This window comes from Neisseria sp. P0024.S006, from assembly GCF_051956595.1.
GTDB lineage: Bacteria > Pseudomonadota > Gammaproteobacteria > Burkholderiales > Neisseriaceae > Neisseria.
In genome coordinates this window covers 318,901-330,945 of record NZ_JBQCXH010000004.1, presented here as the reverse complement: position 1 = coordinate 330,945, position 12,045 = coordinate 318,901, and the positions used below count along the sequence as shown (strand labels likewise).

General features: G+C 50.3%; 12 protein-coding genes. 6 read left to right on the top strand and 6 right to left on the bottom strand.

Annotated elements, in window-relative coordinates; all coding sequences use genetic code 11:
* Positions 1-243: 243 nt before the first annotated feature.
* Complete coding sequence (gene trhP / locus ACTHUF_RS09405) at positions 244-1,599, top strand: prephenate-dependent tRNA uridine(34) hydroxylase TrhP (protein ID WP_315093060.1); 1,356 nt, start codon at positions 244-246, stop codon at positions 1,597-1,599.
* A 63-nt stretch (positions 1,600-1,662) separates the two neighbouring features.
* On the opposite strand, the gene hemC is transcribed toward trhP, so the two are convergent.
* Positions 1,663-2,598, bottom strand: a complete 936-nt coding sequence (gene hemC, locus ACTHUF_RS09400) for a hydroxymethylbilane synthase (RefSeq protein ID WP_315093058.1) — start codon at positions 2,596-2,598, stop codon at positions 1,663-1,665.
* A gap of 118 nt (positions 2,599-2,716) precedes the next feature.
* Here hemC and ybeY point away from each other — a divergent pair, with 118 nt between their 5' ends.
* The 5 genes from ybeY (at position 2,717) to ACTHUF_RS09375 (ending at position 6,607) form a co-directional block, all read left to right on the top strand.
* Positions 2,717-3,232, top strand: a complete 516-nt coding sequence (ybeY, locus tag ACTHUF_RS09395) for an rRNA maturation RNase YbeY (RefSeq protein ID WP_311477585.1) — start codon at positions 2,717-2,719, stop codon at positions 3,230-3,232.
* Position 3,233: 1 nt separating this feature from the next.
* Positions 3,234-4,076 (top strand): HlyC/CorC family transporter, encoded by an 843-nt coding sequence (locus tag ACTHUF_RS09390; protein ID WP_003748594.1) that lies wholly within the window; start codon positions 3,234-3,236, stop codon positions 4,074-4,076.
* Positions 4,073-4,810: a methionine ABC transporter ATP-binding protein gene (locus ACTHUF_RS09385; protein ID WP_049331197.1), complete on the top strand. Its 738-nt coding sequence runs from the start codon at positions 4,073-4,075 to the stop codon at positions 4,808-4,810. Before ACTHUF_RS09390 ends, ACTHUF_RS09385 begins: the two co-directional genes overlap by 4 nt.
* A 1-nt stretch (position 4,811) precedes the next feature.
* Positions 4,812-5,498, top strand: a complete 687-nt coding sequence (locus ACTHUF_RS09380; protein ID WP_036493208.1) for a methionine ABC transporter permease — start codon at positions 4,812-4,814, stop codon at positions 5,496-5,498.
* A 197-nt stretch (positions 5,499-5,695) separates the two neighbouring features.
* Positions 5,696-6,607: a MetQ/NlpA family ABC transporter substrate-binding protein gene (locus ACTHUF_RS09375; protein WP_036493205.1), complete on the top strand. Its 912-nt coding sequence runs from the start codon at positions 5,696-5,698 to the stop codon at positions 6,605-6,607.
* A 586-nt stretch (positions 6,608-7,193) separates the two neighbouring features.
* Here the strand turns inward: ACTHUF_RS09375 and ACTHUF_RS09370 are convergent.
* The 5 genes from ACTHUF_RS09370 to ACTHUF_RS09350 all read right to left on the bottom strand — a co-directional run bounded on the left by ACTHUF_RS09370 (position 7,194) and on the right by ACTHUF_RS09350 (position 11,985).
* Positions 7,194-8,213: an FAD:protein FMN transferase gene (locus ACTHUF_RS09370; RefSeq protein WP_440407520.1), complete on the bottom strand. Its 1,020-nt coding sequence runs from the start codon at positions 8,211-8,213 to the stop codon at positions 7,194-7,196.
* Positions 8,214-8,331: 118 nt separating this feature from the next.
* Positions 8,332-8,826, bottom strand: a complete 495-nt coding sequence (locus ACTHUF_RS09365; protein WP_003748604.1) for a nitrous oxide reductase accessory protein NosL — start codon at positions 8,824-8,826, stop codon at positions 8,332-8,334.
* Positions 8,823-9,653, bottom strand: coding sequence for an ABC transporter permease (locus ACTHUF_RS09360; RefSeq protein ID WP_036493197.1), 831 nt, complete (start codon positions 9,651-9,653; stop codon positions 8,823-8,825). Before ACTHUF_RS09360 ends, ACTHUF_RS09365 begins: the two co-directional genes overlap by 4 nt.
* Positions 9,650-10,549 carry an ABC transporter ATP-binding protein gene (locus ACTHUF_RS09355; protein ID WP_003748608.1) on the bottom strand — a complete coding sequence of 300 codons (900 nt, stop codon included), beginning with the start codon at positions 10,547-10,549 and terminating at the stop codon, positions 9,650-9,652. The genes ACTHUF_RS09360 and ACTHUF_RS09355 overlap by 4 nt, the downstream gene beginning before the upstream one ends.
* Before the next feature lie 56 nt (positions 10,550-10,605).
* Positions 10,606-11,985: a nitrous oxide reductase family maturation protein NosD gene (locus ACTHUF_RS09350; RefSeq protein WP_371460289.1), complete on the bottom strand. Its 1,380-nt coding sequence runs from the start codon at positions 11,983-11,985 to the stop codon at positions 10,606-10,608.
* Between the last annotated feature and the right edge of the window lie 60 nt (positions 11,986-12,045).

Here is a 12,045-nt window from a genome sequence, read left to right as displayed (position 1 = left end):
GAACGGTTTTTTGTTAAATTATTCCGCCCAACCCTGCTTTTTTTACATTTCCAATGAATTGACACCCCTTTTCACCTTTGCCCATATAGGACATTTTCCGTATAAAAAACAAAGCGCAAACCCAACACAAAATTGACCGAAACACAAAAACAGCGGATAATCCGCCCATTCTTCAAACATCTTTCAGACGGCCTTCCCTCTTCCCTTAAAGGCCGTCTGAAAACATTTTAAAAAGCATAAAACATGAAAGCACCCGAACTCTTATTGCCTGCAGGCGGCCTCGAGCGCATGCGTGCCGCCTACGATTACGGCGCAGATGCCGTTTACGCCGGCAGCCCGCGTTACTCCCTGCGCGCCCGCAACAACGAATTTGCCAAACTCGACGTCCTCGAGCAAGGCATTAAAGAAGCGCACGAGCGCAACAAAAAATTCTTCCTGACCGTCAACACGCTGCCGCACAACTCCAAGCTCAAAACCTTCGTTTCCGATATGGAGCCCTTGATTGCCATGAAACCCGATGCGCTGATTATGGCGGATCCGGGTTTGATCATGACCGTGCGCGAAAAATGGCCGGGAATGCCGATTCACCTGTCCGTACAGGCCAACACCACCAACTACTGGGGCGTAAAATTCTGGCAAAATATCGGTGTCGAACGCATTATTCTGTCGCGCGAATTGAGCATGGAAGAAATCGCCGAAATCCGCCAAGAATGCCCCGACATCGAGCTTGAAGTCTTCATTCACGGCGCATTGTGCATCGCTTACTCCGGCCGTTGCCTATTGTCGGGCTACTTCAACCACCGCGACCCCAACCAAGGCACCTGCACCAACTCCTGCCGTTGGGACTACAAAGTCCACAACGCCGTCGAAAGCGACGCGGGCGATGCCCAGCTTCTGCAGGGTTTCAACTTTGAAAAAGCCCAAGAAGAAGCCAACCAAAACTTCGAAGGCATCAACGGTCAAAAACGCCATCCCTACGCCGACAAAGTTTTCTTGATTGAAGAGTCCAACCGCCCGGGCGAAATGATGCCGATTATGGAAGACGAACACGGCACCTACATCATGAACTCCAAAGACCTGCGCGGCATTGAAGTCGTTGAGAAACTGGCCAAAATCGGCGTGGACAGCCTCAAAGTCGAAGGCCGTACCAAATCGCTTTATTATGTTGCACGCGTGGCCCAGTCCTACCGCAAAGCGATTGACGATGCCGTCGCAGGCCGTCCGTTTGATTACAGCCTGTTGAGCGAACTCGAAGGCCTTGCCAACCGCGGCTACACCAGTGGCTTCCTCGAGCGCCACCAAACTCAGGATTACCAAAACTACCTGACCGGCCACTCCATCGCCAAACAAAGCCAATATGTCGGCCATGTTACCGAAATCGATGAAAACGGCTGGGCGACAATCGAAGTCAAAAACCGCTTTGCCATCGGTGATTCACTCGAAATCATCCACCCAAGCGGCAACCAAACCATCAAATTGGAACAAATGACCCGCAAAGGTCAGCCTGTCGATGTTGCCCCAGGCAACGGCATTCAGGTCAAAATCCCCAACATGCAGGGCAAAGAAAAAGCTTTGGTTGCGCGGATTATGAATCCTTAAGCATCTACAAAACAAAGGCCGTCTGAAAGTTTCAGACGGCCTTTTTACATTATCTATGCTGTTTTAAGCCTGTTCTTGCAATACGGCGGCAATCAATTCTTCCGCACCATCATCTGCCAATTTTTTGGCGACAGCGCGACCCAAAGCATCGGCGTATTCGGTAGGGGCTTGCGCGTCCGCCTGCAAGATTATCGAGCCGTCGGGATGGCCGACCAAGCCGCGCAAGGTCAGCAAGCCGTTTTCTTCAGTGCAATATGCGGCCAGCGGCACTTGACAGCTTCCACCCAAAGCGCGCGCCAACGCGCGTTCGGCCGTAACGCAGGCGTGTGTGGTATCGTGGTTCAACGGCTTCAAGACTTCGTACAAATCTTCGCGATGCGCTGCAATTTCAATACCCAATGCACCTTGTCCGGCGGCAGGCAGGCTGTCGGATTCCGACAAAATCATGCGGATGCGTTCGTCCAATTCCAGACGCTGCAAACCGGCGGCGGCCAAGATAATCGCGTCGTATTCGCCGTTATCGAGTTTGGACAAACGGGTTTGCACATTGCCGCGCAAAGGTTTGATAACCAAATGCGGATAGCGGGCGCGCAACTGGGCTTCGCGGCGCAGGCTGGATGTGCCAACGACGGCGCCTTTGGGCATTTCTTCCAGACGCGCGTATTGGTTGGACACAAATGCGTCAAACGGATTGGCGCGTTCGCCGATGGCTGCAAGCGCGAAACCTTCAGGCAAATCCATCGGTACGTCTTTAATCGAATGCACGGCCAAATCAGCCCGGCCGTCATACAAAGCCTGTTCCAACTCTTTGACAAACAAGCCTTTACCGCCGACCTTTGACAAAGTTCTGTCCAAAATTTGGTCGCCGCGCGTGGTCATGCCCAAAATCTCGACCTCGCAATCGGGATACAGGGCTTTCAGACGGCCTTGAATGTGTTTTGCCTGCCACATGGCAAGCAGGCTTTCGCGACTGGCGATAACGAGTTTTTTCGGATTCATAATGGTTGCCTGAAAGATGGAAAACGGCATGAAGTCTATCATATTTTGGGCGGTTTTTCAGACGGCATGAGGGTGAATATGTTATATTTACGCCTAAAAACCAAATTTTCCGGACAACATGAAACGCGCCAAACAATATCCTTTTTTATCCTTACAGCGGCAACGTTTTCATCTGAACTTTGAAAACGCTTCTTCCGCCGCCGACCTTCCGAGCGAACGCGATTTTTACCGCTGGGCATGGTCTGCACTGAAAAACGAATACCGCCGCGCTGACATCAGCCTGATTCTTCTGGACGAAGAAGAAGCCCGTGCCTACAACCGCGACTACCGCGGCAAAGATTACGCCACCAATGTATTGAGTTTCGCACTCAACGAAGGCGAAATCCTGCCCGACCAGTTTTCAGACGGCCTGTATGGCGATTTGGTGATTTGTCCGCAAGTGGTTTTGAAAGAAGCCGCCGAACAAGGCAAAACACCCGAGCAGCATTTTGCCCACCTGACCATACACGGCACTTTACACCTGATGGGCTACGACCACATCGAAGACGATGAAGCCGAAATAATGGAAGCCGAAGAAATCCGCCTGATGCTGGCGGCAGGTTTCCCCAACCCCTACCAAGAGGACGAATATTAAAATGGACGGTACGCAGTCGAAACCCAAGTTTTTCGAACGCCTAATCTCCCGACTTGCCGGCGAGCCCGACTCCGCCGAAGACGTATTGACCCTGTTGCGCCAAGCGCACGAACAGGAAGTTTTTGATGCCGACACACTGACCCGGCTGGAAAAAGTATTGGACTTTGCCGAGCTGGAAGTGCGTGATGCCATGATTACGCGCAGCCGCATGAACGTATTGAAAGAAAACGACAGCATCGAGCGCATCACAGCCTACATCATCGAAACCGCCCATTCGCGTTTCCCCGTCATCGGCGAAGACAAAGACGAAGTTTTGGGCATTTTGCATGCCAAAGACCTGCTCAAATATATGTTTAATCCCGAGCAGTTCCACCTGAAATCCGTCTTGCGCCCTGCCGTTTTCGTTCCCGAAGGCAAATCACTGGCCTCCCTTTTAAAAGAATTCCGCGAACAACGCAACCACATGGCGATTGTCATTGACGAATACGGCGGCACATCCGGCCTGGTAACCTTTGAAGACATCATCGAGCAAATCGTCGGCGACATCGAAGACGAGTTTGACGAAGACGACAGCGCCGACAATATCCACGCCGTTTCTTCCGAACGCTGGCGCATCCACGCCGCAACCGAGATCGAAGACATCAACGCCTTTTTCGGCACGGAATACAGCAGCGAAGAAGCCGACACCATCGGCGGCCTGGTCATTCAAGAATTGGGGCACCTGCCCGTACGCGGCGAAAAAGTCATCATCGGCAACCTGCAATTTACCGTCGCACGCGCCGACAACCGCCGTCTGCACACCCTGATGGCCACACGAATTAAAGAAAACACGGATAAACCATGATTATTCTGGATCACGTCTCCAAACACTATCAAACACGCGACAACAAAGACTTTATCGCCGTCGAGCCGACCAGCCTCGAAATCAAACAGGGTGAAATCTTCGGCCTGATGGGCTATTCCGGCGCAGGTAAATCCACCCTGCTGCGCCTGATTAATTTATTGGAACGTCCGGATACAGGTACCGTCAGCGTATGCGGCCAAGAGCTGACCGCGCTCAATGCCACGCAACTGCGCCACGCCCGACAAAACATCGGCATGGTGTTCCAACAGTTCAACCTATTGAGCAACCGTACCGTTGCCGAAAACGTCGCCTTCCCTTTAGAAATTGCCAAATGGCCGTCTAAAAAAATCCAAGCGCGTGTTGAAGAATGTTTGGAAATCGTTGATTTGCAAGACCGTGCCAACCATTACCCGTCCCAACTTTCCGGCGGTCAAAAACAACGTGTCGGTATCGCCCGAGCGCTGGCGCCGCAACCTCAAGTCATCCTTGCCGACGAACCCACTTCCGCCCTCGACCCCGCCACTACGCGCAGCGTTTTGAAGTGTTTGGAAGACATCAACCGACGTTTCAACGTAACCATCGTCATCGTTACCCACGAAATGAGCGTTATCCGCCGCCTGTGCGACCGCGCCGCCCTCTTGGACAAAGGCCGTCTGCTGGAAATCGTTGAAGTACACGGCAACCAAATCCATGCCCAATCCGAAATCGGGCAAGAGCTGATTCGAGAGGACTAATATGGCAAATTTGACATTTGAAAGTGCTGTTGACACCATCGTCAGCATGAAAGGCGAAATTATCCAAGCCTTGGGCGAAACCTTTATTATGGTCGGCCTATCGACTACTTTTGCCGTTATCTTCGGTACGGTTTTGGGCGTATTGCTGTTTGTGACGTCTAGCCATCAGTTGCACTACAACAAACAGCTGAATTTGTTTTTGGACAACTTGGTTAACCTGATGCGTGCCTTCCCTTTCGTCATCCTGATGATTGCCATGATTCCCGTTACACGCGCCATTATCGGCACAACCATCGGCCCGGTTGCCGCCTCATTGGTATTGAGTGTATCCGGCCTGTTCTACTTCGCCCGTCTGGTCGAGCAAAACCTGCGCGAAGTGCCTAAAGGCGTGATTGAAGCGGCCTCCGCAATGGGTGCTTCCCCCATGAGCATCATCTGCAAAGTGCTTTTGAATGAAGCGCGCGCAGGTATGGTTTCCAGCATTACCGTACTGGCTATCGGCCTTCTGTCGTACAGCGCGGCGGCAGGTATGATCGGCGGCGGCGGCTTGGGCGACCTTGCCATCCGTTACGGCTACTACCGCTATCAAATGGAGGTCATCATCTTCATCGTCGCCATCCTGGTTTTACTCGTTATCCTGATTCAAGGCATCGGCAACAGATTGGCACGCAAACTGGACAAGCGTTAAGTAAACAGGCCGTCTGAAATGGACTTACTATTTTTCAGACGGCCTGTTATCTATTTAGAACATATTAGGATATATATTTCAAATAAATTTACAAAAAACATCCTCATATTTTCAAAATAGATTTACAATCCCTCTTTTTTGACGGCGGCAGCTTGAGGCCGTCTGAAACCGTTTTATCATCCATCAGGAGCAAAATTATGCGAATCAACCCATTCTTCAAAACCCTTTCTGCTGCTGCGCTGGCCATCGTATTGGCTGCCTGCGGCGGTCAAAAAGACAGCGCACCTGCTGCTTCTGCCGCTTCTTCTGCCGATAACGGCGCAGAGAAAAAAGAAATCGTCTTCGGTACAACCGTCGGCGACTTCGGCGATATGGTAAAAGACCAAATCCAACCGGCTTTGGAGAAAAAAGGCTATAAAGTCAAACTGATCGAGTTTACCGACTATGTGCGCCCCAACCTTGCTTTGGCAGAAGGCGAATTAGACATCAACATCTTCCAACACAAACCTTATCTGGACGACTTCAAAAAAGAACACAAACTGGACATCACCGAAGCCTTCCAAGTACCGACTGCTCCTTTGGGCCTCTATCCTGGCAAACTGAAATCTTTGGACGAATTGAAAGACGGTGTCAGCGTTTCTGCACCTAACGACCCATCCAACTTTGCCCGTGCATTGGTTATGTTGAACGAACTGGGCTGGATTAAACTGAAAGCCGACGTTGATCCGCTGACCGCATCTAAAGCAGATATTGCCGAAAACCCTAAAAATATCCAAATCGTAGAACTTGAAGCCGCCCAACTGCCGCGCAGCCGTGCCGACGTTGACTTTGCCATCGTTAACGGCAACTACGCCATGAGCAGCGGCATGAAACTGACGGAAGCCCTGTTCCAAGAGCCGAGCTTCGCCTACGTTAACTGGTCTGCCGTCCGCACTGCCGACAAAGACAGCCAATGGTTGAAAGATGTAACCGAAGCCTACAACTCTGACGAGTTCAAAGCCTACTCACAAAAACGCTTTGCCGGTTACAAATACCCTGCGGCATGGGGTGAAAACGCAGCTGCAGGTGCTCAAGCCGAAGCCGCCTCTACTGCTTCTGCAACCAAATAAATCGCTCTTTAAAAAAAGGCCGTCTGAACGTTCAGACGGCCTTTTTCTATCATCACTCACAAAGTCAAAAAATTATTTCTTATTGATATCAATCACTTAAATAATTTATTATATCAAACCGAATTAACTGTTGTAAAAATATTCAATAAAAATCCATGTTTTTATTCAATATAATCAATCACTAAATGAATTATTCTACTTTTTTATAATATTCACTGGTAATGTTCCGCTTATCCTGATATTATACCGTTTATCTAAAGACATCCGGTTATCTGCTTTTTAGACCGCTCATCTTAATTGCTTTAAACCACTTTGTCGGATTTTCCCATAATGTTGTGTTTCTCCGTTTCGAAGGGGTTTGAGCGGTCGAAATACCGTATTGCTTAGATATTAAAGCTTCGTGCTTTGAAATGAGTGAATTTTTGTTTTAAGTGTCGTAATCTCTTGCTAATTACTCCCAGCTGCAAGAGTTTCAGGGTTGTCTATTTGGACAACCCTTCTTTTTTATACTCCATTGTTTCAATAACTTAGACTTTCCCTTATTCATATATTCAAACCAACTGGCAAAACCATTCTTTTTCCCACCTCAAATCTTCTTCAATTCATTATTCGGCATTACCAGCCAAACCTGTGCATTTTTGACTTGGGCCGCTGCTCGGATGGCCGCTTCATCCATAATAGAAAATGCAGTCGAAAAAGCATCGGCAACCGCCGCACTCTCCGCCATAACGCTCATGCTTTTATAGCGCGGCTGGCTTCTGCCTGTGCGCGGGTCAAACAGATGGGTAAATTTGCCTGCCTCGTCCATTACCGTGCCATAGCCGCCCGATGTGGCAAACGCTTGATTTTTCATGGCAATGGTGGTCAGAATTTGGTCTTCTTGGTCAGGATTGCGGATGCTGACATTCCACTCGCGCTGGTTGGCATTATCAAAGCCGTAAATCTCCCCCATATCAATCAATGCCTGAGAAACGCCTTGCTGCTTCAACAATTCAGCTACTTTGTCGGTAATATAGCCTTGGGCGATACCATTAAGCGACAAGCCCATGCCTTTTTGGGCAAAACGGATTTCTTTTGTATCAAAGTCGACTTTATTGAAGTCCACCAATTTAAGCGTATCTTTGATGCTGCGTTCGGACGGCGGCGTTTCGGTTTTCGGATTCCGTCTGAAATGGTCGGCATACAGATTCCACAAAGGCTGAATACTGGGATCAAATGCACCTTGCGTCAGCCGATGAATATCCCGGCTGATACTGAGCAGCTGCAAAAAATCGGATGGCGGATTTTTCAGACGGCCTTCTCGGTTTAAGCGGCTGATCAGGCTGTCGTCCCGATACAGGCTGAAGATTTTTTCCAATCGTGAAACTTCCGCCAATACTTTGTTGATCAGTATCTCCGCCTGCTTGCGCTCAACGCCGAACAAACGCAATTCCGCACCCGAGCCTAATGCAATCCCTTTCCAGATAACAGGCTGCCCTTCTTGATTCGGGCTGGCTGAATGAGCCGGCCGATTGGTTTTTCGGCTGATGGCAAAGGGAATGCCGGCACCGACGGCAAGTGTGGCGGCGATGGCAATGAAGCGGCGACGCGTTAAAGGAGTGGACATGGCATATTCCTTGGATTTTTTATTTTTACATTGCAAGCCTGCATCATTAAATATCAATCGGCAAGCTTTCAACACAAAGGCCGTCTGAAATGGTTTCAGACGGCCTTTATTGATTGTTTTATTTGAAAATATATTCGTCGGGCATCTCTGCGAAACCGACAACTCTGCCGCCTTTTTCTTTGGCGAATTTTTCAGCTTGTGCCTTGTCGGCAAAAGGAAGCGCATCTTCCGCACCCATGCCGCCGATAAAGCTGCTTTCGATAACGTAATAGGCTTTTTTCGCATCTATCCATTCGGTGTCGGCATTGGGTTTTTCCCAATCTTTGACTTTACCCATATCGGTAACATAGATGACATGAATGCCTTTCGGCTCTTCAGGCAGCTTGGTGTAGCCGAACATCTGCTTGATGGTGGAAAACCAAACTGGTTTTTCAGGTTTGCCGTTCAAGAAGATTTGCGCTTTAGGGCCGTTGTGTTCAGTCAAATTCATGCTGCAGTAATGACCCACTGCGCTGTCGCTGATTTGTTGGGGCGCAGGCGGAGGGCTGTTGTCCTGCTTGCTGCAGGCTGCCAATGCGATGAGTGTGAAGGTTGTCAATAATATTTTTCTCATATTTGTCGCTTTCCGAAAATCCAGGCGGCTAAAATCAAAGGAATGATAACCCATAATACCTGAGCCGTCAGCAAAACAGGCATACTCAGGCTGATTTGTTCGCTCAAACCCGCCATGCCGGCATACATGGCTGTATTTTCGTAACCCGTCAGGTTCAGCAGGCGATAAATGTCTGCGGGGTTGAACAAAAGAACGGTTTCCACTACAGGCGCGGTAATGACTTGTTCGGTATCGGCAACCAAAACACCCAAAAGCGCCATATCGAAAATAACGACAAAAAACAGCCAAACGCCGATGGCGATACCGGCGGCAGTACCGCGTTCTTTAACTTTTGCGCTGATCAAATAGCCCATGGACAAAAAGGCTGCGCCAAGAATCACGCTGGCAGCAATCAAGAGGGCGAAAGGCTGCCATGCGGCAATATCAAAACCGCCGTTGGCAAGCTGAAGGGTAATACCTGCCAATCCGTAGCCTGCCGTGGTAGCAAGGGCAAGGATGATGAGGTGGCCGATAAATTTACCGGCAAGGATTTGGTTGCGCGAGATGGGGTAACTTAGCAGCAACGCCATTGTACCGCGCTCGATTTCGCCGATCAGTGCATCATAAGAGAGCAACATCGCAATCAGCGGAATCAGGAAAATAGACAGGCTGGACAGGCTGACTACGGTTACCGTCAAGGGATCAACTTTGACCGAACCGGTCGGCGAGCTGCCGAGAAAGCCTAATGACAGTGCCAATGCGGCAAGCAAAAGTGCGGCGGCAAGAACCCAACGGTTGCGCAGGCTGTCGCGGACTTCTTTGCCGGTAATAATCCAAACGGGGTTCATACGTCTTCCCTCTTCAAGAATTGCGCGTACATATCGTCAAGTGTAGGCGTGTGGATATCGATGTAGGCAAGACTGCCCAAATCACCCAATTCACTCAAAAGAGCCATGCGCTCTTCTGCTTTACATTGCGCTTGGTATGACAGGCCGTCTGAAAGCGGATGCCAACGCTCGCTCAACGGGCGCGCTTCCTTCAAGCGGACGTTGACGGTCAGCGGCAGGCCGCTTTGAACATGCAACTCATCCATGCTGCCGTCGGCAACTTTCACGCCGTTTTTCATGACGATGATGCGGTCGGCGTGGCCGTCAAGCTCGGCCAGTGCGTGGGTGCTGAGCAATACGGTTGCGCCGCGTCCATTGAGTTCGCGCACAACTTCATAAAACATTTGACGCGAAGCCGGATCAAGGCCGGTAGTCGGCTCGTCAAATAGTAAGACTTTAGGCTCACCCAACAAGGCTTGTGCCAAAGCGAGGCGTTGACGCATACCTTTGGAGTAAGTGCCGACACGGCGGCGTGCGGCCTGGGAAATGCCGACACGTTCGAGCAATTCGCGGTTTTTACTCAGGGGCTGTTTTTTAAGTTTGGCATAGAAATCCATGGTTTCGATACCGGTCAATGAAGGGTGCAATGCAACCGTTTCAGGCAGGTAACCGATTTGGCTGCGACGCTGCGCCCCTGCTTTACTTCCGGTCGGTTCTCCCAAAAGCATCACTTCGCCCTCGGTCGGCGTAATCAGGCCGAGTATCAGCTTCATAATGGTAGATTTGCCCGCACCGTTGTGTCCTGCCATGCCGACGCTCTCGCCAGCCTTGAGAACCAGATCGACTTGGTTGACGGCCTTTTGGCTGCCAAACTGCTTGGTCACGTTTCTCAATTCAACGTGGTTGGTACTGCTCATGGATATTCCTCTAGTGAATGTTTCAGACGGCCTTTGATATTGGGCCGTCTGAAAGGTTACATATTGGCATTTCCGCCTGTCAGCGCACCGTTTTCGGCATTACCCCATTCGGATTGGTGCGTTTTTGCCTCATGCAGCAATTCGTCCTTCATGGCTTCGTATTTGGTTGTCGTTTTATTGCGGACGGGGTTCATCAAAGGCTTGCTGTCAATTACACCGCCGGGCAGGATGGCGGGAAATTGCGATTGCGCCCATTTGACAATGCTGATGGCAGGGCTGTTCATCAATAACCGGGCGACGGGTGCGCGCCAGATGATTTGGTCGATAATCCCGTTGGGACGGTAGGCACTGTCGCCGAAGCCGTCGCCGTCAAGGTCAAAGGCGCTGTTATCGCTCCAATAGTTGCCGCGACCACCCTCGCCCCAATCGAGGAAGCGGGTGCTGACATATTTAACCTGGCTTTCGTTGTTAATAAATGAATTTTCGTACAGGGTTGTGCCTTCGATGGCTGCGGTGAAGTGGATACCGATTTGGCAGTTCTCAAAATGATTGGCAAAGATTTTATCGTAGTTGGCATTGTAGGCAAACACGCATTTGCCTGCCTTATTGATCACATTATCGTGAATTTCGGAATAATTGACGTAGTTGAGCATAATGCCTTGGTCGCGACTGCCAACGGCAATGTTGCCATACACTTTCAGGCGTTCGGAAAACATCAGCACATAACCCATATTGTTGCCGACGGAGATATTGTTGCTGACTTCGCTGTCATTGGTGTACATATAATGGACGGCAAAGCGTAAGTCGCTAAAACGGTTGCCTTTGTAGGTATTATGGGTACTGGTATTTGAAAAAATACCGTCACGGCCTTTGGAAATATCGTTATCGACCACTTGCGCACCGGGCGCATTCCAGACGGTTACGCCGTTGCCGCGTTCGTTGACGCGCAGGGTTGCATCGCCGATGATTTTATTTTCCCGCACCATGGATTCTGCCGCACCGTGAATATACACGCCGACAGAGTTGTCGATGATGTTGTTATGCTCCACCAGCGCGCGCGTTGCCGTCTCTTCTAAATAGATACCGGCATCCATTGCCGGCAAACTCATGCCGGAATGGGAAACGGTCAGATTGCGCAAAGTTACATCAGGCGCATGAACGGCAACCGTCCTCCCGCTCCGGTCGCCGACAATCTTGGCGGAACGGTCGGCAGGGCCTTCGATGGTAATGGGTTTGTCGATATAGAGTTTGGTTTTGTATGTACCGGAGGCAAGCTTGAGCGTATCGCCGGCTTGGGCGCGCGCCAAAGCATCATTGAGATTGTCTTGTGCGGATACGTTGATGACTGCGGCAAAGGCCGTCTGAACCATGCTGCCAAGCAGCAATACGAGTGCGGCACGTTGCCATTTGGAACGATGGATTTGTGTGTGCGTCATAATCATATCTCTGTTTCAGACGGCCTGCTTGCCGCATGATAAACCGATGCGGAAACAGGT